Source organism: Mesorhizobium sp. B2-1-3 (assembly GCF_006442495.1).
GTDB lineage: Bacteria > Pseudomonadota > Alphaproteobacteria > Rhizobiales > Rhizobiaceae > Mesorhizobium.
This window is the reverse complement of sequence record NZ_VFWL01000012.1, coordinates 45302-68669: the sequence shown is the minus strand read 5'-3', so window position 1 is coordinate 68669 and position 23368 is coordinate 45302. Positions and strand designations below refer to the sequence as shown.

Below are 23368 nucleotides of genomic sequence, written 5' to 3'. Positions count from 1 at the left end.
CGCTGGTGTTTGACCGCTTGGTCTGCCCTGCCCGAAAAGCAGCAGGTCCGGTTCCAGCCCTATCTGCCCCGAGGGCGCGCATGAAACTCGCGATTATTTTGGGCGCTCCCCTCGCCCTGCTGTTGTCCAGCCAAGCGCGAGCCGAGTTCACGGTCTGCAATCAGACACTCGATGTCGTCAATCTCGCCGTCGGCCAGAAGGTCGACAATGCGGACCAGACCGATGGATGGTGGACCATCGGCGCAAACCAATGCGTGAACGTTATCCGGGAGGAACTGACCAACCGCTACGTCTACATCTATGCAACTGACGTGTTTGGTCATGCCATCCTCGCCGGATTGACCGAAATGTGCATCGAACGGCGACGTTTCTCGATCCGCGGCAGTGACGAATGCTGGCAGCGCGGCCACATCACCGCCCGGTTTCTGGAAGTCGACACCCTCGAACAGGTGCGGTGGACCTTCTTCCTGACCGCAAGCAATCCGTGACACACCATATCGACACGAGCTTCAGACAGAAGAAGCAGGCGCGCGCCGCCCTTCGCAGGCGCACGCTATGGCGTAGATTGATGGTGGGTTTGACCTCGGCTGTGCTGCTTTGCGTGGCCGCCGGTTTTTACCTGACCGCGGACTATTGGTCATTCGGCGACGAAGACGAGGAGTTGCATGCGGTCGAGGGGGCGGACGATGTGCCGGCCGACGCATCCGTCTACGTGCCAGCGCTGATCGATCTGGCGGGGGACCCGATGTGGATCACCCTTGCGCCAGATGCCGGCGCCGCAACCAAAGGCCGAGTGGTCCCGCGTCCGGCAGAACTCGATCAGGCCGACGTTTCTCCCCAACTCGAAGTCCTGTCAGACGTCATGCTGAGCGCCAGCGAAAAATTCATGACGACGATACCGTCGACGCAGGAGGATTTCGCATTCTTCCAAGCGCAACGAAAAACCGCTGCCGCGCCATCGGGCGATCTGGAGAACGATCTTCAACCCTCGCCTCCCGCCAGGGAACTTGAAGCGGCTTCCGGTCAGAAAGCCGACAGCGACGATCCCGAAGCCGGATGGGGTGAGACGATCGATGCAGGCGATGCAGCCCTGCCGGCATTCCAGAAGACCGAGATCGAGAACAACACGAGCGTCGTAGCCGTCACCAATGAGTACCAGCGATTCGCGGCGACCGAAGACACGTTCGTAAAGGTTCTCAATGATCGCAGTCTGGACAGCGTAGCGTTGGATGCGCACTTCTCCGCGCAGGATGCCAAGCTGGCAGGCGAGGCCCTGAGCGTGCTTTTCCACCGGGACGGCCTGGCAGCGGGTTACGTCGTTGCGATGCGAGGGTTCAGGCCGACGCGCGACACGAGCGCAATGTCCCTGATGCAGGTTTCGATCTACGCCAAGAACCTGTTCGTCGGCACGCTGACGCGCAACGGCGCGGGCGCCTTCGTGTCGGGTGTTGATCCCTGGGTTCGCGAAGATCTGTTCAACTATTCGGGCGCACAGGAAGAAGGTACGCATAAACGACAGTATCGTCTGCTCGACGCCATCTATTCGACGGCAGCCCGCAACAATGTTCCAACCGGCGTGATCGGCGAGGCGATCATGTATCTTTCGAGAGGACAGGATCTGGACGCCTTTGCAAGCGAGGACCAGCGTCTGGTGATGATCTATTCACAGACGCCCAGGGGCAAGGACGAGGGCGCGGGACGGGTTCTGTATGTGGGCGTGCAGGGGAGCGAGAAAAGCCTCGACTGTTTTGTCTTCCAGCAAAGCGACGGCCAGTTTGCGTGTGTTACAGGTGACGATCAGGTACGCTCGCTGACAGTCACCAACGGCATGGTCACGCCGGTGAATGGCGTCATGACCTCCACCTTCGGACCACGAAAGCACCCCATTCTGGGGACCGTGCGCATCCATAAGGGCGTCGATTGGGCGGCACCCGTCGGCACGCCGATCGCAGCCGCCTTCGATGGCGAGATCACCTTCCAGGGCGATGGGGGAAGCTACGGCAATCTGGTCAAGATCTTGCACAAAAACGGCCGCGAGACGCGTTATGCGCACATGCAGAAATTTGCAATCGAAGCCGGCGTCGGCACCAAGGTCAAGGCAGGCGACGTCATCGGCTATATCGGCACCACCGGATTATCGACCGGCCCTCACCTGCATTTCGAGCTTTACCAAAACGGCGAGGCGATCGACCCCTTGGGCACGGTTACCGCGGTCGCATCGAACGATTCCGCGGTCGAAACGCTCACCGAGCGCATCGTTCACGTCGAAAGTGGCGGTAGTGCTCGCGCCAAGAATCCTAATTCTTCCGCGACGGGCGCCGGCCAGTTCATAACCAAGACCTGGATCAGGATGATGAATACCTACCGCCCGGAGCTTGCACGCACGCTGTCGACCGACGACCTACTCGCCCTGCGCTACGACGCCACGATCTCGCGAGAGATGGTGCGCAACCTGGCGCGCGAAGGCGAGGCCTACCTGCGCCAGCGCGGCCACCAAATCACGGCCGGCCGGCTCTATCTCTGTCATTTCCTTGGAATGGAAGGCGCGCATCAGGTTCTGTCGGCATCAGGTTCGGCGCAGCTGAGCGCTGTCCTGGGGTCGGCCGTCATCCAGGCCAACCCGTTCCTCACCGGCAAGACAGCCAGCTACGTGGTGGACTGGGCCGAAAGAAAAATGGGCCAGAAGCTGACTCATCTGGCAACCGACGCCGGGTCACAGACAACGACCACCGAAATCCGTCAGACGTCGCCGGAGTTCGAAAAATACAAACAGGCCATCACTGCTCTCATGGGCTCGATCCCAAATACGCTCTGAGCGTCAGGTCTGGCATGAGTTTCTTGCGCAGAAGGGTTCCCCCTCGGTTTGCCGCGCAGTTTCGACGGTTATTGCGTTTTTATCCGCATTTCCACGCGGCGGTTGGCAGGATCGTACGGGTTGGCGTTGCGAGGGTTCTTCTCGCCCATGCCGACGGCGTTGATGCGCGCGGCCTCGACACCGCTGGCCGTCAGGAAAGCTGCCACCGATTTCGCTCTTCGTTGTGACAGACCTTCGTTGTAGCGCAGCGTGCCCGTCGCATCGGTGTAGCCTTCGACGACGAAGTTGAACGTGCTCAGCCGGTTGTCTTTCAAAGCCTTGGCGAACTCTTCGAGCTCAGCGCGCGCGGTTGCGTCGAGTTGGGCCGAATCCAGCCCGAAATTGATCAGCATGTCGAGGTTGGATCTGCCTTCCTGCTGCCCATTGGTGTTGCTCTTGTTGCACTCCTCTTCGGAACCGACACAAATTCCTCGAGATTTGCCAAGATCGGCTGCGCCGGCAAAAAACTTCACGATGTCTTCTGATTTCCGAGCCGGATCGGCGGAAGCATGGTTCGAGAAAAACACGACCGCCAACACAAAGGCTGAACGACTCCACTGCATAGCGCTCCTCCTGTTTGAGTATCCGATTTTGATCGACCGCGAACATATCAAATTCCAGCGCAATTGTCTGTGGCCAAACGTTGGAGGTGCGATCATCGCGACTGTTTTGGCCGTGGCACGGCTTGAGACTTGACCCGCGCCGTGCCTGAGGCTTGAGTGGCCAAAGTTCCTCGATGAAAGCGCGGCGTTCATGGCCCATGGGCTCCGATTCAAAACGGCACGGGATCTTTTCGCAGCTTGTCCCGCTATCACCAGGGACATGCGCACTCCTCCGACCGAACAGCACTCGATCGCGTTTTGCCGCGACCTCCTCGCCGGGCGCATTCCTGAGGAAGCGATTACATTTTGCGCCTACCTGCTTCCCGAGCGGGCCGCAGTCTGGTGGGCCCACGAATGCCTAAGCCATCTGAGCGACCTCTTCGATGAGACCGATCACCGGTTGCTCGGTCTTGTCCGCGACTGGGTGAGCGAACCCGACAGCCCCCGCCATCGAACAGACGTCAGAGCCGCCGCGGCAAAATCGCCAACAACCCCGGTCGGCTGGATTATCCTAGCTGCGGGATCGCGTGAAGATCGGTCAGCCGTGGCCGCGATGCCGGCACTGGATTTGCAGCATTCTCCTGCTGCCTATGCAATCAATGCCGGAATTCTGGCCGGTCTGGCACGCGTGGCGCTCGTGGACCGTTTCTCGGTGCTGTCGGCGTTCGTCGAAATCGGTATCCAGATGGCCGAGATCGAGGCCCTCCACCAGTCAACGGATGCATCTTAGGGGCACTCGCCCACACGACCGGCACCCACAGAACTGGAGGACGCCCTCCGTCCCGCCTACTTGCAACCCCCTTGAGCCCATTTGGCGAGCGCCACCTTGAAGCGTGTCCCAAGCGGATGCTGCAAGCGCAGAACGGAGACATCGTTGGCGGCGAAATTCTTCGCCTGATCACACAGTCGGGTCTCGTTCCACTCATGGCAGCCGTCGCAGTGCTTGCCCTGCCATACCGAATTGTCGAGGCCCTCCACCGGACTGAAGCGTGGCTCGCCTTTTATGAGCTCCGCAATACTCTTCCCATCGATTTCGGGGTCGCCGAAATCGATCGGAACGTCGAAAAAGATCGGGTCGTCAGAGGCGAGTTTTGGGATTTTCTGACGGAGCACATTGAGTGCGAGTTGGGCGTCATTGGCGGAGCTCGACGGATTAGCAGTGGCATTGCGCGTATCCGAGTCGCCTTGCGGTCCGGGAACGCCCGCCTCACCGACGATCAGCGGTGCGTTGAGATCAACCTTGTGCAGGACGACCTCGGTGGTCAGCGAGACGTTGCTCCAGGGGCGCTGCTTGCTAGCGGTTGCCTTGAACACATCGGCGGTAACACGGTTCATCGCCTCAGTGATGGACACATTTGTCTCGCCAATGTGCGCAAGCAACGCCGAGGTGAACGGCGAATGTTTGCCGGATCCGTCGTAGGCGACCTGATTTGGACTGGTGGCGAACGCGACAAGCGTACCGGCACCGCCATTCTCGATCGAGATTTCCGCAAGGCCGCTTTTTGCTCCCCTGACGCCGGCGGTCTTTGCCAGCACCTCGGCTAGAGGATTGTCGCGACAGGCGTCGAGGAAAATAAGCCTTATGCTGGTCTCGCGAGACATCTGTCGCAGAACGAAATCGACAGGCACCGCCTCGAAGTCGAGCGAAGTCTCGTCCTCCAGGGCGGCATCGATCGGAAGAAGATAGTTGCTGCCTGAAACCTGCAAGCCATGGCCCGCATAGAAGAAAAGCGCGATGTCCGCCCCGCGCACCTGCTTTGCGAACTGCGCTATTGTCGTCTGGGTCTGCAACTTGGTCAGATCGAAGCCGGAAACGACTTCAAAACCAAGATCTTTCAGGCTTTCGGCGATGGCTTTGGCGTCGCGCACCGGATTGGCGAGTGCCGGGGCGTGCAGATATTGGGAGTTGCCAAGTACCAGCGCTGTACGGCGCTCGGCATCGGCTGCCGTCAAAGTGAAAAGCAGCGCAACTGCCGCGAGCCCGATTGCGCGCAGAAGGCTACTGCGACGGGCGATCAGATCGAAACCCACCGGGACAACAGATCCTTCCTCAGTTGACGAGCTTGGTGGCGGAAAACTCGATCCGCCGATTGAGCGCCTTGTTCTTCGGCGTGTCGTTGCCGGCGACTGGGCGTTCCTCGCCGTAGCCGGTCGCCGTAATCTGCGTGCGCGGAATGCCCGCTCCAACAATGGCGTCGGCCACTGCCTGGGCCCTGCGCTCCGATAAGCGCTTGTTCTCTGCAACCGGTCCATCGGCATCGGTGTGTCCGGAAACTTCGACCTTTAGGCCTGGGCATTTGCTGACGACACCGACGACCTCAGCGAGGAGCGGGCGGCTTTGGCCATCGAGCCGCGCGCTCGCGGGGCGAAAATAGATCGCCCCGGTACGGGACAGCACCGCAAACCTGTTGAGGCATTCCTCATCGTTGAAGTTGGTCTTCGTCGCATCGGTGGCGACGGGCCCGACCTCGGTGCTTGCCGCAACGGTCTGGGCGGGGGGCGGCTTGCTTCCGTCGGCCGTGAACACGAAATCGAACGACACCGATGCGGTAGGAACAATGTTGGTCACACTGGCCGCCTGTTGGAGTTTGTCGACATTGGGCAATAGACCGAAGTCTTCCACATGCACCGCGACAGGGGCCTCCGAGGCGACCGACACCATGGTGTCGCTGACCATGGTCACCACGACATTGGCCTCAAGATCCTTGTCGACCCCATGCAGGTTGAGACGGAATGGAAGAACCGCCTTCATACGTCGCTTGGTGGCGAGGTCGGCAAATGCCGCCGGATCCACTTTCGCTGTCAGTTCGGCGGTTGGAAACTTGTAGGTCTCAAAGAAGAGGAACCGCATCCGGACATTGCGCAGGTCGACCCCGGTATCGACTGAGTTGAGGTCAAAGGAGACCTTGGCGTCGCCGGTCGAAGTGAGGCTGCCGGAAATATTCCTGATCTTGTTGGTTTCGACGATCGTGTTCTTCTTGACCGACTGATAGGTGAGGACCGAAGCGGTCGGATCGAGCGTCCAGTTTGTCTGCGCGTTCGCCGTTCCCAGTCCGGGCAAAAACAACACGAACAACGAAACGATCAAGCCAAGCGTCTTCGCGGCGACTCTGCTTCTTGACCGTGCTTTGCGCCAGACTCCGAGAACTTCGAACATGGCTCCCCCTGCCTACGACAACAGAACCCCGTATCGACATCACGACCATGCGGTGTCTCCAGAGAGCATAGAGCACTTGCTGCCAATTGGCGAGCATCCCGGTTGGTGTGTTTGGCCAGCCCGCGATCCCGGCATCACGATACCGCACCTTGCCTGAGTGCGGGGGATTCGAAGGTCCTGCTATTCCCATCCCAAAGACGTCAGGAACTCAGCGCGGGCGCGGATGATCCGCGGATCGAGGAACCGCTAGAAAGCTATCTTAAGTCCGAGCTTGGCGCCAATAGTGGAGCTATCCGAGGAGGCCTTACCACGGACTTCGCCGTTGACGGTCGTCAACTCCGAAACTTTCAGGTTGAACCCCGTCGATAGCGCCACGGAAAAATCCGCATCGTCGAAGGCGATCGTCCTGGTACCGATCTCGGTCGTGTTCTTGTAACCGAAACGCTGCTGCAATTCGCCACGCGCATAGGGGCTGAACACCATACCGTTGCTCAGCGTGTAATCGCCATAAATGCCAGGCTCGAACTTGATGGCGCCAAATGAAAGCCGGCTCTTGCCGAACTGATTGCCACCGCTGTCAGTGTAGGGATCGCCGCGGAATGAAACACCAAGCATGCCGCCACGCAGATCGAAACGGGTGCGTTCGCCCAGCGCGAAGATGTGGCCGACAGATCCCGTGACCGCGTAGCCCTCGGTGTCATAGCTGCCGGTGGTGTCAAGCACCCCGTTCATCACGTCGCTTCGGCCGAAGAAACCGGAGGCCGAGACCAGCGCGTAATTGTAGTCCTTGCGCAACAGCGCGTAGCCGCCGAACAGTCCGGCCTTGTTGTTACCTTCCCCTATGGCATCAAATCCCTGGAAGGCTCCGAGATTGACGTCAGTCGAGGCGTAGCCGGCGAATACACCGATGTTCAGGCCATACTCATTGTCGAACTGGAAATGCTTGGCGGCATTGAAGTCCAGGCTGATGGCGGCCGAAAAATCATTGGCATCGAAGCTCGGGCCCGGGTCATTCAGGCCGCCGCCACTGATGTTATAGCCGTCATGCTCGGTATGAGCGAACTGGCCGGAAGCAAAGACCCCGAAGCTCGAAGAAACCGGTACCATTCCAGATCCGGATGCAGGCGAAAGGTGGAGGTCAGCATCGATCGCGTCGCGGTTTATGCCGTAGAGAGCGTCGAGTGCCACCTCGACCGCGCCCGCGTTGGTCGCGCTGGTCGGCGCCGCCGCAATGCCGAAACTGGCCGGCGTGGCACGCAGGAACAAGCCGCCATTCGGGCCGTTCACGATCTCATAGCTGAAAAGCGAACCCGGCGTGCCGGAAATACTTCCGAGACGGAAGGTGCCGGCAACCGGTCCGCTGGCCGAGACGATGATCGGGATATTGGTCACTTGGGCGAATTGGGGGGTGCCCAGCAGATTGACAATAATGGTGCTGGTGCCGGCAGCCGAAAACGCATTGGCAACGAGTTGATCCGACCGTAGCGTCTGTTGGTTGATGTCGAGGCTGATGGTGGCGCTGTTGAGGGCGAGGCCGCCGAGCATCAACACGTCGTCGGCGACACCGTCCATCATGTTGATCAGGGAATTTGTCGCGATGATCGAACCCGGCATAGTGACGTTGCCGTTGATGAACAGCGTTGAACCGTTACCGAGGTTGAGTTGGTTTATGCCCTGCGTGCCACCGCTGAAGCGAAGGGTCGAATGGTCGGCCGAAAAATTGTCGAAGCCGGCAAAGTTCTGGCTCTTGCCGCCGGCGGCAAGGTCGGTGTCGACGACTGTGCCGTTGGCGCCTGTACCGCTGAATAGCACCCCGTCGCTAAGGATGAGCGGCTCGACGGCGCCGATATGATCGATGGTTAGCGTGTTGGGTCCAAGGCCGGTAATGTCACCCTCGATCGTGCCACCCGACAAATGGACATGTTCGGCGTCGATGCCGCCCTTTATGTCGCCGCCGACGACCGAGACGCTGTCGAAGCCTAGGCCGCCGGTGATGTTGCCGCCTGTCGTGGCGCCTATGGTTCCGCCGTTTATGTTGACGGTGTCGTCGCCGTCATTGCCGAATATGCTGCCGCCAATGGTGGCGTTGCCAGCGACCATTATCGTGTCGTTTCCGCCCGCTCCGTCGAGGTCGAGGTCGACCGCGGCACTGCCGCTGACGCTGACCCGGTCATTGCCAGCCCCGGCATCCAGGGCATCAACTGTGCCCCCCGCAATGATGATGGTATCATTGCCATCGCCCCCGGAGAGAACGCCGACGGTCGGCGCACTGAAAAAAATTCCCTCCTCGGTAGTGAGGATGCCGATCGATAACAGGTCGTCACCACTGCCGCCGGTCACATTGCCAACCTGTGTACCGTCGCCGAATATCACGACGCTGTCGGCACCATCTCCAAGGTCAATGTCCTGAATACTGCCGCTCTGGATGACGACCAGGTCATCCCCCGCCCCGGTATTGAGATTGGCCGCGACGGTTGGGGCGTACGGAACCCCCAAGAAATCCCCATAGAACATCTCAAACCGGTCGTTGCCGCCGAGGAGTTCGATTGTACCGTCCGCCGGCTGCAAGGAGGTCGACCCTCCCGCAGGTAGGCCGCCTACACCGGGTGTTGTCGCCGCTTTATCGGTCAGGAGGCCGCCAAAAATTCTCACGACGTCGTCGCCATTGCCGTCGTAGTCGTTGACGATGACTTCCGACGAGTTCTCGAACCCGCTAAATCGGGTGGTGAATACGCCATCGACGTCCTGAAAATCCCCGGTCGTCGTGCAGTTCACGGTAACCGATGTTGCCTGGAAGGGAGTGCCGCCGCCGTTTGCAGTAGCGGAGCAGGCCGCCGCGCCAGACACTTGGAACGTGGACGCCGCCGCTAAGGCGAGCAACGAGACTCCCGTCAATTGATAGGCCTCGCGCGACACTCTCATTCGACCCCACCTTACGAGAAATCGATACCGTCACAAATCAAGGCAATTAAATAGATCAACGATCCATCTCATGGGATCGTTGACTGCTTAACCGGCACTGTACGCGTCGCGTTGCTGGGCGGCAATGGTTTGGCGTTCGTTCTCAGGAGACTATAAGGCTATCTGTGGCGACAAGGACACTATCGTAAACTTAAATGAGCCTGTCAAAAGCAGTGGCCAAACTTCAAAGGCATCTTTAAAGATCAGAATAGGCCGCCGAAACAGTCAGATCTCCCGCATGTGCAATCTTGCGATGGTAGCTTGCCCATATTTCGCCACCACACTGCTCAACCCAGCGGTGACAGAACGAGAAATCGGTAGGGAGGTCCAGTTCCGGCGTCACACTCTTCGCAAATGGCGTCAGGAAATTCTCGAACTGAGCGGTGTACTTGCTCTTTCTGTAACGAGACCGGTCCACCGTCTCGGGTAACTTCTCGATTATGGCCGTCACGCAGTCGCGGGAGACCAGAAAGATGCCCGTGCCGCATGACGTTACCCGGACAAAGCCTTCTTGCTCTTGCCGAGGTTCGACGACGGTTCCGATGAACTCCAGGCTTTGCGCAAAGGCTTTGTCGAAGGGCAGTGTCGAGAGGGAATGGAGTTTGCGCAGATCGATCCGGCGCCGCGGATACAGGGTGCCGACGACTTGCTTGTCCAGCGCCAGCATCGCCGCGATAAGATCAGGTGAAAAGCCCATGTCACTGTCGATCATCAGAATGTGGCTGCAATTCGGTTTATTGTAGTAGAAATTCGTGAGCAGATAGTTCCGCGAAAATGGAATATCCGTGTACTCGATTTCCGACAGCGTGAAGGCGTAGTTGGACAGGCTCTTATGAGTTAAGGCCGCGAACAGGCTGCGAACGAACACGCTTTTGTAGGCGGCTCCATAAACCGGCAGCGCAAGATTGATCTTGGTCGGCATCTTGTCCTCCACAGTCCAATGACTGATCGCATACAAATCCCTTTTCCCTATCTTTGACAGGATTCTTGGTATAAATTTTGGTGACCTTCGCCGGTATGAGGGCAGGCGCTCAGGCTGATTGTGGTTGCGTCGTGGTGCGTTGGGAAGTTGCTGGACCAAGATTGAGGCAGGCCGGAGCGAGCATGCTGATATGACCCACTGCAACAGACTTCTATTTCGTGTCCCACTGTTTCTCATTTTTCTGCTTCTTGGCTCAGCTGGTGCTCGCGCCGCGGTCGAGCCGACCGCGGCGCCGCAGCCACGCAACCGGCTAGCGATCGTCATCGGGAATTCGAACTATCAAAGCAGCCGACTTGAGCATCTCCCCAATGCCGCAAATGATGCCGCAAAGCTCTCAGAGAGCTTGAAGCGGCTAAATTTTGAGGTCCTGACGGGCACCGATCTTTCGACCCAAGATTTTTCCAGAATCTTTCGAGAAGCTGATGCAAGGCTGCCTACCGTCAGCGCAGTTTTGATTATTTACGCCGGTCATGGCGTGCAGTTGAACGGCGAAAACTACCTGCTCCCGGTCGATACGCCCGATCCTGAAAGCCTGGAAAAACTCACCGCCACGGCCATCAAGCTGAATGATGTGATCGCGCGGTTCGCGCGCCGCGACCGCCAGACGTTCATATTCCTGGACGCGTGCCGCAACAATCCGCTCGGTGCCGGTGCCGGCAATGGTCTGGCGCAAGTTGAAGTCGGTGAAAACACGTTCGTTGCCTTTGCCACCCAGCCAGGCAATGTCACGGCCGATGGCGGCGGCGAAAACAGCCCGTTCACCATTGCGCTGCTGAAGAATCTCGAGATCCCCGGGCTCAGCATTTCGGATATGATGATCCGCGTCCGCAACGAAACCGAAGCGTTGACGGTTGGCCGTCAAGTGCCGTGGGATCAATCGAACCTGCGTGAGCAGTTCTATTTCACGGAGCAACAGGTACTCGATCCGGGACAGTTGAGCGCAAGCCTTTCACGCATCCTTGCGGACCCTGCGGCAAAGAAGAGATTGCAAGTCGAACTTGCCTCCAATGACCTGCAGACCGCCGTGCTAATCGTCGGACAGACGTTGCGGTCGGTCGAGATTCCGGCACCGTCCGCCAGTTCACCGGAGCCGGTTGGCACACAGGTCGCCAATCTGTCTCCGACCGAAAGGGTTGAGGACGCTCGCCAAAGCGTCGTCTCCGGTCTCGAAACGCTCATTGTCGGCGCATCCATGGGCGAGGCGGACAAAGACAAGACAGCCGATCTTGCGCGCAACGTTCAGACCGAACTTCGTCGCTTGGGTTGCTACCGGATGCAGATTGATGGAGATTGGGGCACGGGTTCAATCCGTGCTCTCACCGACTACTACAAGAATACCAAGCAAGTCGCGGCGACGACGGAGCCGAGCGTCGGACTGCTGGGCGATCTCTTTTTGCGCTCAGGCAGAATCTGCAAGCAGCCGGTCATCGTGAAGGCCAAGCCGGCTAAGATAGCGTCGGACGCCGCCCCTTCACGAAACGGCTCCGTACGGACGACTGCGAAACGCTCGCAGGCCGCCCCGAGACGTCCCGCGCCTCCCCCACCGGACATCAGTGGCGGCATAGGCATTGGTGGTGTGTTTTAGCGAGCCGGTCAGCAATGGGCCGCGCTCGAGTTCCAGATCAGGTGCTGCAGCCCAACAAGATGATCAAGCGTCACGGTAACGAGCGCCACGCTGGAATTCGAGGCGAAAAGCTGCGCGGATGATGAAACTGTCCGACCCCGGCCCCCGAGACGGGCGATCATATGCTGGCGTAATTGTTCATTCATATTCGGTGGCTCAGTACAAGGTAGATAGCGGGGACTAACATCAACCAGCCCCCCATTCCCAACACTACCAAAATCGCCACGCGCTCGGTTCGCCTGACAAGGTCGGCAATGTTTTCCTCGTTCGTCAAAGAAACAGCGTCCAGTAGCGCAGGCGCATGATCATCGTTGTCATTTGCCGGTTGGTTTGCGTTGCCACTCTCATTGGTTCTCTGGATCGATGTCATTGTCTTTTGCTCACCAAACATACTGGAAATAGAGGGCCCGCCAGCCACCGAAGCGGCTTGCGGGCCCTATCAGCACAGGAAGGGACGTAGCTGTGCCGATCCACAACATGTCAGCCAAGGAATATGCCGATCACCAAAAATGTGACGGCTGCGGCGAAAGTTGGCGCGAGCAACCAACGCGCTTGGCCAATGCTTTTATCCATCTGCTTTCTCCTGATTTGGAGAAGCAACTAGCCTAGCCCTAAGCCGTTCCGTCTAGTCTCAAGAGATAAGACCATTGCGTTTTGTGATCGGCCTTTGGTCTGGTCAGGATTCCGACTGAAGCCTGATCGAGGAACGTTCGGCCTGCCGACGTGTTCAGTTGCCTGGCGCACAGAAGACTTGTGCTGTCGCCGGAACAACAGGAGAAAAACCATGAGGATCCCCCTTACCAGCACCGCTGCCGCGCTATTGCTTTTGGCCGGCGTCGGCGCAGTTGCGGCACAGGATGTTGTCATCACACCGGAACAGGACACCGTCGTGCGCAAGTACGTGAAGAAGCAACCGCTGGCTTCCGTGAACCTTCTCGGACTTGAGCTGAATGTCGGCACGGCTCTGCCGGACACGGTCGAGCTCCATGAGGTCCCCAATGTCAAATACCGGTATGTGGTGATCGACAACCGCACGGTTTTGGTGGACCCGGGCACCCGCAAGATCGTCAAAGTCTACGACTGAGACCTAGAACGAACCCGACCTCCGCCATAGCTGGCGGCGGGTTGGGTATGTCAAATCGCCATTCGGACAGTTGAGATAAACTCCTGAAGTCGAGACGTCGCAACCCCCTCGTGGCGCGCCTAGTGGATCTCTAGAACACGCGCTCAACTCGACTTGGCACAAGGTACTTACTTCCTGGTGATCCAATCCAGCAAGCCAACTTCGACCTGATCGCACCCGGCGTATTCGAGTACCAGGGTCTTAGCCAGATCGCGCCATCGACATTTGGGCGCGTATGTTCCCAACACCAAATCTTTGAACACTGCCCGGAGAACATCGGCATCGAACGCTGAGATAGCGAAGGGAACCGGGTCTGCATCCTCCCAAGCTCGGGAGGTGTCATCGCCATGGCTTTGGCGCAGGCGTTTCAGAAGCTCGCGTGATGTCGCGAGCACGCGTCGGGAGTGATCAATATCGCGCGGAAATGCGGCGCGACGTGGCAGGAAGGTGGCTTCAATAGCCGCCCGCGCAATGTCTGTATGGGTATCGAGCATCGCTGCCTCCCTTAAGCAGCTATCGGGGCTGCACCTTCTTAGGTGCTGAGCTGCGAATCTCAGTCATCAGCCCTTGCTCTCGGAGCCGAGCTGTCTTCGCATCCCGTGCCGCCCGCTCGACCTCGATCGACTCGCGCGCAACATCCGAGGTGCGCTCTTTTCTCTCGTGCCTTTTTTGTCGGTGAACCGTTGCCTTCTCCGCATCGTCGCCCCGATCTGACGGTCCCGCGGTGTTGTCGCACAGAACGATTGTGGCCAGATGCGGGCGACCTGGGAGGTGTTTCACCTGCCGAGCCAGCAGCCGCTGCCGCTCGGGCTGCGACTGTTTTGCGAACCGTCTAAAAGGTTGGACATCATGGCCAAGCCAATCATCCACTTTGAAATAATAGGGCGTGATCCTGCGAACCTGCGCCGCTTTACGCGGAACTCTTCGGATGGGAATTCGAGATCGGCGGATCGGTCTCGCCGCTTGTTCCCGACGCAACTATGGCTTCCTTGCCCCGCCTCCGGGGCTCAATCGGTAGCAGGGGCGTTGGAGGCGGGAGAAATTTTGATCCGGATGTAGTCCCGCTTCTCGGACGTGGTGCGCTTTTCAGAGCCCCCTTTAGAAACTCAATTTCCAAGGCTTGCCGGCCTACCAGCCGCTCCAGCGCTGCGATCCGCGCCTCATAGGTCTGCATCGTGTCGGCCGCCGCCACGTCTTCGTCGAAGGAGCCGGCCTCGTATTTCTGAACCCAGATGCGGATCAGGTTACGCGGCAGTTCGTGCCGCTTGGCGAGACCATGCAGCGTCTCGCCGGACAGGAACTCCTGCACTACCTGACGTTTGAACTCGATGCTGTGCGTGCGATAAGTCACCATGGGCTTCCATCCTTCGAAAGCCCGGCTTCCAAGTCAATTCTGCTTGTTCATCCTGTCCGGTCCGAGGGGCGCACTCCACACATGGGTCTCATTTAGCCGGTATTTGCATCGTCATGACGCAGAGAAGCTCGAACAGGAGGGTGGCACCGGTTAGCGCGGTGACGCCCGAAGGATCGAGCGGCGGCGAGACTTCGACCAGATCGGCGCCGATGATGTCGACGCCGGCCAGCGCTCGGATCATCTTCTGGGCCTCGCGCGTCGTTATGCCGCCGATCTCAGGGGTGCCGGTGCCGGGGGCAAAAGACGGATCGAGCGCGTCGATGTCGAACGAGACGTAGGTCGGCGCGTCGCCGACGATCGAGCGCGCCTCGGCCATCACCGTGTCCACGCCGCGCTCCATGAATTCCTCGATGAAGATGATCCGGATGCCGGCCTCGCGGGCGAAATCGTAGTTTTCCACATCGGAGATCGCTCCTCGGATGCCGATCTGGACCATGCGCTTGGGATCGAGCAGGCCTTCCTCGACGGCGCGGCGGAACGGGGTGCCGTGATTATAGCGGTTGCCGAAGAACTCGTCATAGGTGTCGGAATGGGCATCGAAGTGAATGAGGCCGGCCGGTTCCTTGGCGATGCCGCGCAGGATGGGCAGCGTGATCAGATGATCGCCGCCGACGACCAGAGACCGGGCGCCGGATTGGTGGACGTTTTCGAAGAAGGCGCTGATCGTGTCCAGCGAGCCGGGCAGGTCGAGCGGGTTTACAATCACGTCGCCGCAGTCGCCGGCACGAACCTGTTCGAAAGGCGAGACGCCCGTGACATGGTGGACGCGCCGCACCAGGCTGGATTGGTTGCGGATTTCGCGCGGTCCATGGCGCGCGCCCGGCCGGTTGGTGGTGCCGCCGTCGAAGGGGACGCCGATCAGCGCGATGTCGACCTGCTCGGGGGTAGCCATGGGCAGGCGCATGAAGGTTGAAGGGCCTGCAAAACGCGGAACGCTGCCGGAATCGAGTGGCTGGAAATTTGTAATGCTCATGGTCTTGTGTCCTGTTGGCGCATCGGGTCGCTTGACCGCGAGGCGCACTCCGAAGGTGGTGCTATTTCTGTTGGAAGTCGGACCTGTGGGCGTCGCGCCAGGCGTTCTGCTTGCCGGCGCGCTTGGCCGCGAGGCAGAACAGGGCCTCGGCCAGCAGCCGGCCGGCCAGGATGCTGGTGGTGCCGCTGGAAGCATCGAAATCCGGCGATACCTCCACGAGGTCGAACCCAGCAAAGCCATCGCGGGCCACTATCCTTACGCCGCGAATGATCTCGCGCGAGGTAAGGCCGCCTAGTTCGGGGCTGTTGGTTGCCGGGGCAAAGGCTGGATCGACGCCGTCGATGTCGAGGCTGATATAGAGGCGTGCGCCGTCGGCACTGGCGATGGCGCGTGCGCGTTCGGCAACCGTTTCGATGCCGAGGCGCTCGACTTCCTCCATGGAAAACACGGTGATGCCGAGCTTGCGGTAGAGCGGGGTCCATTCGAGCAGGTTGCGGGGGCCGCGCGCGCCGATGACAACGATGCGGCGGGGGGCCACCTTGTCGAGTTCGGCAATGCGCAGCAGGGGCGAGGCGCGGGTGAGGCGGTCGCCGCCGAAGGATTCGCTGAGATCGAGATGGGTGTCGAAGACGATGAGCCCGACCGGGGTGTCGCCGGCATCGGAGACCGCGCGTACCGCCGGATAGCTGATGCCGTGATCGCCGCCGATGGTCAGCGGCACCGCCCCGTTGACCAACACCGCGGCAAGCCGCGCTTCGAGGCGGGCGTAGCTGGCGGCATTGTCGCCCGGCACTACATCGATGTCGCCGGCATCGGCGACGGTGATATGGGCCAGCATGTCGAGATCCCAGTCGAAGCTGTAGCTGCCGTAAAGAAGCGAGTATTTGCGGATTTCCTGCGGGGCGCGGCGGGTCGCGCCGCCGCGAAAGGTGGCGATGCCGTCATAGGGCATGCCCACCACCACAGCGTCGGCGGAAAGACCCGCCAGATCGCGCACATAGGGAAATGCCATGAAGGGTGGCACGTCGCCATACATGCGGGGAACACCTGCCGGGCTCAAACCTTCGCTCATGGTACGGTCCTCCGTCTTGTCGTGTCGATTGTGCCGCTGCCCTACTGGCCGGCGGCGGGCTCGCTCTGGAACAGCATGTTGCGCTGTCTCCAAGTGTCGAGGAATTCACGCAAGCGCGGGCTTTGCGGATCGTTGAAGAGTTTGGCGGGCGGGCCCTGCTCGATCACCTTGCCGCGGTCCATGAAGACGACACGGTCGGCGACCTGGGCGGCAAAGCCCATCTCGTGCGTCACCACCACCATGGTGATGCCCTCGACGGCCAGTTGCTTCATGGTGTCGAGAACCTCGCCAACGAGCTGGGGATCGAGCGCCGAGGTCGGTTCGTCGAACAGGATCACATGCGGCTCCATCGCGACCGCCCGGGCGATGCCGACGCGCTGCTGCTGGCCGCCGGAAAGCTGCGAGGGGTAGCGCTCGGCGAAATCCGCGAGGCCGACCTTGGCCAGCGCACGGCGCCCGCTTTCCTTCGCCTTGGCGGCGGGAGCGCGCTTGGAAAGACGCAATCCCAGCGTCACGTTATCCAGAACTGTCATATGCGGCCATAGGTTGAAGTGCTGGAACACCATGCCGACGTTGCGGCGCACGGAATCGATGTTCTGGTCGCTTTCTCGTACCAGTCCTTCGGCACCGCGCTTGTAGCCGAGCAACCGGCCCTCGATCTCGATCTCGCCGCTCGTATATTCCTCGAGGAAGCTCGCGCAACGCAGCAACGTGCTCTTGCCCGACCCCGAGGGTCCGATGATGCAGACGACCTCGGAGAGGTTGATGTCGAGCGAGATCCCGGACAGGGCCGCGAATGTGCCGAAATCCTTGGTCAGATTCCGGATCTTGATGACGGGCTCGGTGGTTTCAGTGGCCATCGTTTATTCCCAAATTGGTGGTTGAGCGGCCTAGAACCGCACCCGGCGCTCAACATATTTGCCGAGCTGCGCGACTGCCTCGACCAGCAGCCAGTACAGTAGGGCGGCGGCGAGATAAGGTTCGATGACCGCGTAGGTCTCGTTGACGAATTGCGTCGTGTTCTTGGTCAGCTCGGCAACGGTGATGATGGACAGCACCGCGGATTCCTTGATGAGGATGATGATCTGGTTGACCATCGGTGGCGTGATCATGACCAGCATCTGCGGCAGCTTGATATGGCGGATGATCTGCGTGCCTGAGAGCCCGGCCATGCGCGCCGCCTCGATCTGGCCTTTGGAGATCGACTGGAAACCGGAGCGGAAGATTTCGGCGAAATAGGCGGCACCATAGAAGCCGAGGCCGAAAACACCCACCGCTTCGGCACTCAGCCGGAGGCCTATGCTCGGGCCGCCATAATAGAGCACGAACAGCAGGATCAGGATCGGCAGGCCGCGCATGATCTCGATATAGGCACGAACGGCCCAGCGCAGTGGCGTGAACGGCGTGCTCTCGAGGCAGGCGAGCAACAGGCCGATCGCCAGTCCGAGGGCTGTGGCAAGTGCGCAGATCCAGGCCGTCGTCGCCAGGCCGGCCAGCATCAGCGGTCCGTATTGCGCCCATAGGTCGAAGAATTGCGCCATGGCTCAGGCCCTCCGCGCCAGCCGTTGCTCGGCCATGCGGCCGATCAGCGACAGAAGGAAATTGATGACGATATAGATGACGGCGGCGGTGATGTAGATTTCGAACGGGCGATAGGTGGTCGCGACGATCTGCTGGCTTACCCGCATCAGTTCCGTCACCGCGATGACGGAGACCAGCGATGAGTTTTTCAGGATGCTGATGGTCTCATTGACCAGCGACGGGATGACGAGGCGCAATATCTGGGGCACGAGTATATGCTGGCGCCCCGCCCATTTGCGTATGCCTACCATGCGCGCCGCCTCCAGTTGCCCTGGTGGAATGGCCAAAAGTCCGCCGCGAAATATCTCGGCCTGGAAGGCGATCGTGTTCAGGGTCAGCGCGAGGATGGCCGCGAGGATGGGCGCTACATTGATGCCGATGAGCGGCAGCAGATAATAGATAATCAGCAACTGCACGAGGATGGGCGTGCCGCGCCACACGCTTTGATAGATGCGCGAAAAGTAGCGCAGCCACGTCTTCTTCGAGGTGACGCCGAAGCACAGGACGAGGCCGAGCGGCATGCCGAGGATGATGGCGACGCCCGACACCAGGATGGTCATGCCCGCGCCCCAGAGCATGATGGGCAGGTTGTTCTGGATGAGGGCGAACATTGCCAAGTCGTCAGACCTTATGGACTTGAGGCCAGGCTTGCAGCCTGTGCGTTGTTAGGCAGGCGAGGCTGGAAAGCCTCACCTTTATCCGGGCGTTGGATGCCGACTCGTCAGCTCTTGGGTTCGGGCAGAGCGTCCGTCGGCAGTTTCATGGTGAAGCCGAACCACTTTTCCTGAAGTTTGGCCATGGTTCCATCGGCGGCGAGCTTGCGGAACTGGTCATCGATGAAGTCGGCAAGCGCCTTGCTGTCGTCGTCCTTGCGGAAGGCCCAGCTGAAATAGGTCGGGTCCCCGAACGTTGTGCGGATGGTTTCGAAGACGTCGCCGCGCTGCGTCTGCAGGTAGAGCAGATTGGGCAGGGAATTCACGACGGCATCCGTGCGCCCGGCAGCGAGATCGGCACAGGCTTCATTGAAGTCGACATAGGTCTGGATGTTGGCGATCGGCGCCAGGCCTTTTGCCTTTAAATCCTCGGAAAAGGCCTCGGTGCCCTTGAGCTGTGCCGAGCCGGCCTGCGTGCCGACATTTTTGCCGCTCAGGTCTTCGGGCGTGTTCAAGGCGGTGTCGCCTTTGCGCTTGACGTAGGAGAACGACGCGTCGGCGATTGGCAGAGACAGCCTGTAGGTATCATAGCGCTGTTTGTTAACGGTGACGGACGTTATGATGGCATCGAACTTCTCCGTCTGCAAACCGGGCAGCAAGCCCTGGAACGGCAGGTCGAGCCGGTTCACCTTCACGTCCGGCAGCGCCTTCATGACTTCTTCGAAGAGGTCAACTCCGTAGCCTACGATCTTGCCGTTTTCGACATATTCGAACGGCGGGTAGCGGGCCTCGGACGCGATGGTGATTTCCCCCTTTGCCTTGATCCGATCCAGAAGATCGGAGGCGGTGGCAAAGCTCGCCACGGCGAGCGAGAGCGACGCGGCCAACAGCGTCGAAGTGCACAGTTTCAAAGCGGATCGCATAACTTCCTCCAGTTTCGTATGTTCCCGTTTATTATGGATTATTTGGAGTCCGAGGCTTCTGTACGCGCTCAGGAATCTCGCATGCGTGACGAGCCTTAAACCTCCAGGTCGTCAGCCGGCTGCAATGCCGGCCCGATTGTTTGCTTCCCCAGTGGCATGACGGCACGGCACCATCTGGTAGGGCAGCATGGCAGGATTGAATCTTTGATAAACATGGAAGGAATAGACTATACATCGAAGTTGGCGATGTAAGGCTGATACCCGACACCGTCTGAGAGGCTCAGGGAGGAGTGTCAGAATGCGTCTGTCGGTTGCCGACATTCGTGCGCTCAGGGTTTTCCGCTCGGTGGTCGAGCATGGCGGATTTACCGGAGCACAGCTTGCTTTGGCGATGAGCCAATCGACGATCAGTTTCCAAATCAACGCGTTGGAGGAACGGCTGGGGTTTTCGCTATGCCAACGCGGCAGGCGCGGCTTCGAACTAACCGATAGGGGCACCGCGGTCTATGAATATTCCCATTCGCTGACTTCAGCGCTGTCGGCGTTCGAGATGCAACTGGGCGAACTGCGCTCCAAGGCGACGGGTGTGCTGCGCGTCGGGATCGTCGATGCCACCGTTACCGATTCAGCCCTGGGCCTCGATGACGTCATTCATCAGTTCATCAAGAAAGCCAGCGAAGTCGATCTGCGCATCACCATCGGCTCGCCTGAACAGCTTATCGCGGAAACCGCCAAGGGCGGGATCGACTTCGCGATCTCCCCCCGCATCAAATTGCTGCCCGGCTATTCGCAGACCGAGTTCCATTATGAAATCAACTCGCTCTACTGCAGCGAGCGCCACCCGCTGTTTTCCCGCAAGCTGGTGACAAAGGCTGATGTGGAAGCATCGCAGATGGTGGTGCGCCCTTATGCCAACAAGTCGGAATTGCAGCATTTCCCCAACGCGCATGTCGGCGCCTATGCTTCGAATATCGAGGCGCAGGCGATGTATATCCTGAGCGGCCACTTCGTCGGCTATCTGCCGGATCACATGACCGTCACGTTTAGACAGAACAACCGGCTTAAGGCGCTGCTTATTCCCGAGGCGCAGATCCGCTCGCCCTTCGTCATCATCGCGCCAAAGCACAAGAAAGCGTCGCTGTCGCAGCGGATTTTTTTTCAGGAACTGCGCAAAAGGGTGGGGAGTGCCGAAAAATCGGCCGGAAAAGGGCAAGCCGCCGACGCAAAAAACAAGATGCCCAAGGTACGCGGCATGTAAAAACTCCTTTATGCATTGATCCCGAAAAGCGGGAGCCGCTTTTTCGGGATCAATGGTCTGGATGCAGGACTGCGCTTTAAAGGCGCGGCGCCTTGGCGTCGATCCGATAATGCGCTTCGGTTGGAACGCAGCCTTGACCGTTTACCGGAATGAGGTCCTGCGGGCAGGCTGAGAACGCGACGATCAAATCCATTTCCGCGCACATCGACACATAGGAGCCCGGTCCCGCCACCGGTGCCTCGAAGGTGACCGAACCGTCTTCGCCGACGGGAATGTTCATGAACAGGTTGAGCGGCGAAGGGGTTTCGGGTGGCGTCAGCCCGACCGCGCCGAGGGCCGTCGCCAGATTGTCGGTGCAGTTGTCATGGTGCCCGACATGGCCCAACTGCTGGTAGCGATAGCGGTCGCAGGCGGCGATCAGCGTATCGTGCACGCCACCCGACGTGTCCTGTATCAGGGTCAGCATCGGACGCCGCCTGTTGCTGCACAGCGTGTCGCCGTTCTTCGGGTTCACCTTGAGCATGGCTCCACGACTGTGCTCCATCGACATGAATTCCGCGATATCGTCGGCGCAGAAGGCCCAGGTGTCCACCACCTGGGTGCCGTGGGTGTTGATGACGGTGATCACCTGGCCTTGGGCAACGCGCGTCGCCACGCCCTTGCGGGCAGGAATGACGTGAACCTGACCGTTACTTGCGTTCGTTGTCATCGTTGAATTCCTTTCGTTCAGCGTCCGCGCGCTCCGTGTTCGACGAAGATATAGCCGAGAAAGTTCAGGAGTACCTGTGCTGCGAGAAAGCCGGTGATGCCCGAAGGGTCGTAAGCCGGGGCCACCTCGACGAGGTCGATGCCGACGACGTCGCCGCGCTTCACAAGGCCCCGGAGCATTTCCATTACTTCATAATACAGGAAGCCGCCATGGCTAGGCGTGCCAGTGCCCGGCGCAATCGACGGATCGAAACCGTCGATGTCGATCGTCACATAGTAGCGTACGCCTTCCGGAATGGTCGCCAGAACACCTTCGACGCCGAGCTTGCGGGCCTGGCGGACGGAAAGGATCGTCGAGCCGCGTTGGCGCGCATCCTCGTAACCGTCGCGGGCGGTCGAGGAGACGTTGCGGATGCCGATCTGGCTGAGGCCGCTGACATGCGACTGTTCGGCCGCGCGGCGCATCGGATTGCCGTGTCCTTCGCGCACGCCATGACGCACGTCGACAAAGTCGAGATGCGCATCGATCTGCACGATGTGAATGGGGCCATGTTCGCTGAACGCCCTGACGCAGGGAATGTTGATGGCATGGTCGCCGCCCAGAACGACGGGCAGCGCTCCGCGTTCAAGAATCTTGCGGACCGCCATTTCCGTATTCGCGTGGCTGGCCACGGTATCGGTATGCACGATATCCGCGTCGCCTATATCGACGATCCGCACCTTGTCGAGCGGCAGATAGATCTGGTCGTCCTCATGGTCGTAAGCGCCGGCATGACCGAAGGAAAACAGCGTCGAGGCCTCGCGGATGGCGCGGGGGCCGAAACGTGCACCGGAGCGGTACTGGGTCCCCATGTCGAAGGGCACACCCAGCACGGCGACATCCGCGTCGATCTTGTCCCAATCAAGGCAGATCGGCCGTTTACCGAAGGTGCTAAGCCCAACGAAGGGGAGATCGAGCCGCCCGCCCTCATACCCGTGTCCAGACATCGAAACTCTCCCTTTCGGATAACCCTCACGCCATCCGGCAGCGACCTTCGATATGAGCCGAAGCGCTTAAGCTGGAGTGAAGCACGACAGGCCTGCGGTCTGTCTGCCTCGTGGCTAGCATGGTCCCGCCACTCCTATCCATCACGAGTATCGGGCGTTCATATCGATTTATCCGGAAATTGGCCCTATTAGGGTTAGAACAAGAGCAGCCCGAAATCGATGGAAGGAAGACTCCCGCTCCGCCGGTGAGCGCTGTCGGTCGAGCTTGCTGTGCCCGAGCAGCACCTGGATGACGCTGATGTCGACATCCTGCTCAAGCAGGTGAGTGGCGAAGCTGTGTCGGAGAGCATGCGGGCTGAGAACGTCCTCACCGCTCACAAAACAATATCTTGTTGTCGACCGAGATTTGACGGCCGCGTCTCGCTATTGACGCACAGCTGAAGCAGGCCTACTGGTACATATACCGGACCACTAGACCTCTTAGAATGTAAGAACG

The 23368-nt window shown here is 59.7% G+C and carries 21 protein-coding genes and 1 pseudogene; 6 read left to right on the top strand and 16 right to left on the bottom strand.

The features are described from left to right. Window positions 1-5 precede the first annotated feature (5 nt). Window positions 6-488, top strand: a complete 483-nt coding sequence (locus tag FJ973_RS20025) for a DUF1036 domain-containing protein (protein WP_224646917.1) — start codon at window positions 6-8, stop codon at window positions 486-488. Continuing rightward, a complete protein-coding gene (locus FJ973_RS20020) occupies window positions 485-2815 on the top strand; it encodes a M23 family metallopeptidase (RefSeq protein WP_140557343.1) in 2331 nt (776 codons plus the stop codon). The genes FJ973_RS20025 and FJ973_RS20020 overlap by 4 nt, the downstream gene beginning before the upstream one ends. A gap of 68 nt (window positions 2816-2883) precedes the next feature. Here FJ973_RS20020 and FJ973_RS20015 read toward each other — a convergent pair whose 3' ends face one another. Then, window positions 2884-3417, bottom strand: coding sequence for an OmpA family protein (locus FJ973_RS20015; RefSeq protein ID WP_140498307.1), 534 nt, complete (start codon window positions 3415-3417; stop codon window positions 2884-2886). 259 nt (window positions 3418-3676) lie between these two features. Here FJ973_RS20015 and FJ973_RS20010 point away from each other — a divergent pair, with 259 nt between their 5' ends. Continuing rightward, the gene (locus tag FJ973_RS20010; RefSeq protein WP_224519101.1) at window positions 3677-4186 is read left to right on the top strand and encodes a hypothetical protein; all 510 of its coding nucleotides are present in this window, start codon (window positions 3677-3679) and stop codon (window positions 4184-4186) included. Between the two features lie 56 nt (window positions 4187-4242). Here FJ973_RS20010 and FJ973_RS20005 read toward each other — a convergent pair whose 3' ends face one another. From FJ973_RS20005 to FJ973_RS19990, 4 genes are all read right to left on the bottom strand, one after another. Then, window positions 4243-5487, bottom strand: coding sequence for a caspase domain-containing protein (locus FJ973_RS20005; RefSeq protein WP_140515089.1), 1245 nt, complete (start codon window positions 5485-5487; stop codon window positions 4243-4245). A gap of 19 nt (window positions 5488-5506) precedes the next feature. After that, window positions 5507-6613, bottom strand: a complete 1107-nt coding sequence (locus FJ973_RS20000; RefSeq protein ID WP_140557339.1) for an OmpA family protein — start codon at window positions 6611-6613, stop codon at window positions 5507-5509. Window positions 6614-6859: 246 nt separating this feature from the next. Further along, the gene (locus tag FJ973_RS19995) at window positions 6860-9535 is read right to left on the bottom strand and encodes an autotransporter (protein ID WP_140557337.1); all 2676 of its coding nucleotides are present in this window, start codon (window positions 9533-9535) and stop codon (window positions 6860-6862) included. Between the two features lie 235 nt (window positions 9536-9770). Beyond that, complete coding sequence (locus FJ973_RS19990) at window positions 9771-10496, bottom strand: hypothetical protein (RefSeq protein ID WP_140557336.1); 726 nt, start codon at window positions 10494-10496, stop codon at window positions 9771-9773. A 190-nt stretch (window positions 10497-10686) separates the two neighbouring features. Between FJ973_RS19990 and FJ973_RS19985 the strand changes: the two genes are divergently transcribed. Both FJ973_RS19985 and FJ973_RS19975 read left to right on the top strand, forming a co-directional pair. After that, window positions 10687-12141: a caspase family protein gene (locus tag FJ973_RS19985; protein ID WP_140557334.1), complete on the top strand. Its 1455-nt coding sequence runs from the start codon at window positions 10687-10689 to the stop codon at window positions 12139-12141. An 823-nt stretch (window positions 12142-12964) separates the two neighbouring features. Beyond that, entirely contained in the window at window positions 12965-13264 is a 300-nt protein-coding gene (locus tag FJ973_RS19975; RefSeq protein WP_140515085.1) for a DUF1236 domain-containing protein, read from the top strand. A 167-nt stretch (window positions 13265-13431) separates the two neighbouring features. On the opposite strand, the gene FJ973_RS19970 is transcribed toward FJ973_RS19975, so the two are convergent. From FJ973_RS19970 to FJ973_RS19935, 8 genes are all read right to left on the bottom strand, one after another. Then, a complete protein-coding gene (locus tag FJ973_RS19970; RefSeq protein ID WP_140524764.1) occupies window positions 13432-13797 on the bottom strand; it encodes a hypothetical protein in 366 nt (121 codons plus the stop codon). Window positions 13798-14213: 416 nt separating this feature from the next. Beyond that, on the bottom strand, window positions 14214-14657 hold the full coding sequence (locus tag FJ973_RS19965) for a transposase (RefSeq protein WP_246675907.1): 444 nt from the start codon (window positions 14655-14657) through the stop codon (window positions 14214-14216). A gap of 88 nt (window positions 14658-14745) precedes the next feature. Further along, the gene (speB, locus tag FJ973_RS19960; protein WP_140557332.1) at window positions 14746-15690 is read right to left on the bottom strand and encodes an agmatinase; all 945 of its coding nucleotides are present in this window, start codon (window positions 15688-15690) and stop codon (window positions 14746-14748) included. Window positions 15691-15751: 61 nt separating this feature from the next. Further along, window positions 15752-16762 carry an agmatinase family protein gene (locus FJ973_RS19955; protein ID WP_140557330.1) on the bottom strand — a complete coding sequence of 337 codons (1011 nt, stop codon included), beginning with the start codon at window positions 16760-16762 and terminating at the stop codon, window positions 15752-15754. Window positions 16763-16803: 41 nt separating this feature from the next. Next, window positions 16804-17622 (bottom strand): amino acid ABC transporter ATP-binding protein, encoded by an 819-nt coding sequence (locus FJ973_RS19950; RefSeq protein ID WP_140557328.1) that lies wholly within the window; start codon window positions 17620-17622, stop codon window positions 16804-16806. A 30-nt stretch (window positions 17623-17652) separates the two neighbouring features. Next, entirely contained in the window at window positions 17653-18303 is a 651-nt protein-coding gene (locus FJ973_RS19945) for an amino acid ABC transporter permease (RefSeq protein WP_140557326.1), read from the bottom strand. 3 nt (window positions 18304-18306) lie between these two features. Beyond that, window positions 18307-18954 carry an amino acid ABC transporter permease gene (locus FJ973_RS19940; protein ID WP_140557324.1) on the bottom strand — a complete coding sequence of 216 codons (648 nt, stop codon included), beginning with the start codon at window positions 18952-18954 and terminating at the stop codon, window positions 18307-18309. 110 nt (window positions 18955-19064) lie between these two features. Then, a complete protein-coding gene (locus FJ973_RS19935) occupies window positions 19065-19919 on the bottom strand; it encodes a transporter substrate-binding domain-containing protein (RefSeq protein ID WP_140557322.1) in 855 nt (284 codons plus the stop codon). A gap of 298 nt (window positions 19920-20217) precedes the next feature. On the opposite strand from FJ973_RS19935, the gene FJ973_RS19930 reads away from it, so the two are divergent. Next, window positions 20218-21177, top strand: a complete 960-nt coding sequence (locus FJ973_RS19930; RefSeq protein ID WP_140498323.1) for a LysR family transcriptional regulator — start codon at window positions 20218-20220, stop codon at window positions 21175-21177. A gap of 76 nt (window positions 21178-21253) precedes the next feature. Here FJ973_RS19930 and FJ973_RS19925 read toward each other — a convergent pair whose 3' ends face one another. From FJ973_RS19925 to FJ973_RS31420, 3 genes and pseudogenes are all read right to left on the bottom strand, one after another. After that, the gene (locus tag FJ973_RS19925) at window positions 21254-21886 is read right to left on the bottom strand and encodes an urea carboxylase-associated family protein (protein ID WP_140557320.1); all 633 of its coding nucleotides are present in this window, start codon (window positions 21884-21886) and stop codon (window positions 21254-21256) included. A gap of 17 nt (window positions 21887-21903) precedes the next feature. After that, window positions 21904-22872, bottom strand: a complete 969-nt coding sequence (gene speB / locus FJ973_RS19920; protein ID WP_140498325.1) for an agmatinase — start codon at window positions 22870-22872, stop codon at window positions 21904-21906. A gap of 258 nt (window positions 22873-23130) precedes the next feature. Further along, window positions 23131-23232: pseudogene (locus tag FJ973_RS31420) on the bottom strand (tyrosine-type recombinase/integrase); the annotation flags it as partial. Window positions 23233-23368: the final 136 nt, after the last annotated feature.

What these genes read in the sequence shown, in the direction of transcription:
- FJ973_RS20015 (WP_140498307.1), bottom strand. Translation starts at nt 3,417, where the DNA reads ATGCAGTGGAGTCGTTCAGCCTTTGTGTTGGCGGTCGTGTTTTTCTCG.
- FJ973_RS20010 (WP_224519101.1), top strand. Translation starts at nt 3,677, where the DNA reads ATGCGCACTCCTCCGACCGAACAGCACTCGATCGCGTTTTGCCGCGAC.
- FJ973_RS20000 (WP_140557339.1), bottom strand. Translation starts at nt 6,613, where the DNA reads ATGTTCGAAGTTCTCGGAGTCTGGCGCAAAGCACGGTCAAGAAGCAGA.
- FJ973_RS19995 (WP_140557337.1), bottom strand. Translation starts at nt 9,535, where the DNA reads ATGAGAGTGTCGCGCGAGGCCTATCAATTGACGGGAGTCTCGTTGCTC.
- FJ973_RS19990 (WP_140557336.1), bottom strand. Translation starts at nt 10,496, where the DNA reads ATGCCGACCAAGATCAATCTTGCGCTGCCGGTTTATGGAGCCGCCTAC.
- FJ973_RS19985 (WP_140557334.1), top strand. Translation starts at nt 10,687, where the DNA reads ATGACCCACTGCAACAGACTTCTATTTCGTGTCCCACTGTTTCTCATT.
- FJ973_RS19975 (WP_140515085.1), top strand. Translation starts at nt 12,965, where the DNA reads ATGAGGATCCCCCTTACCAGCACCGCTGCCGCGCTATTGCTTTTGGCC.
- FJ973_RS19970 (WP_140524764.1), bottom strand. Translation starts at nt 13,797, where the DNA reads ATGCTCGATACCCATACAGACATTGCGCGGGCGGCTATTGAAGCCACC.
- FJ973_RS19965 (WP_246675907.1), bottom strand. Translation starts at nt 14,657, where the DNA reads ATGGTGACTTATCGCACGCACAGCATCGAGTTCAAACGTCAGGTAGTG.
- speB (WP_140557332.1), bottom strand. Translation starts at nt 15,690, where the DNA reads ATGAGCATTACAAATTTCCAGCCACTCGATTCCGGCAGCGTTCCGCGT.
- FJ973_RS19955 (WP_140557330.1), bottom strand. Translation starts at nt 16,762, where the DNA reads ATGAGCGAAGGTTTGAGCCCGGCAGGTGTTCCCCGCATGTATGGCGAC.
- FJ973_RS19950 (WP_140557328.1), bottom strand. Translation starts at nt 17,622, where the DNA reads ATGGCCACTGAAACCACCGAGCCCGTCATCAAGATCCGGAATCTGACC.
- FJ973_RS19945 (WP_140557326.1), bottom strand. Translation starts at nt 18,303, where the DNA reads ATGGCGCAATTCTTCGACCTATGGGCGCAATACGGACCGCTGATGCTG.
- FJ973_RS19940 (WP_140557324.1), bottom strand. Translation starts at nt 18,954, where the DNA reads ATGTTCGCCCTCATCCAGAACAACCTGCCCATCATGCTCTGGGGCGCG.
- FJ973_RS19935 (WP_140557322.1), bottom strand. Translation starts at nt 19,919, where the DNA reads ATGCGATCCGCTTTGAAACTGTGCACTTCGACGCTGTTGGCCGCGTCG.
- FJ973_RS19930 (WP_140498323.1), top strand. Translation starts at nt 20,218, where the DNA reads ATGCGTCTGTCGGTTGCCGACATTCGTGCGCTCAGGGTTTTCCGCTCG.
- FJ973_RS19925 (WP_140557320.1), bottom strand. Translation starts at nt 21,886, where the DNA reads ATGACAACGAACGCAAGTAACGGTCAGGTTCACGTCATTCCTGCCCGC.
- speB (WP_140498325.1), bottom strand. Translation starts at nt 22,872, where the DNA reads ATGTCTGGACACGGGTATGAGGGCGGGCGGCTCGATCTCCCCTTCGTT.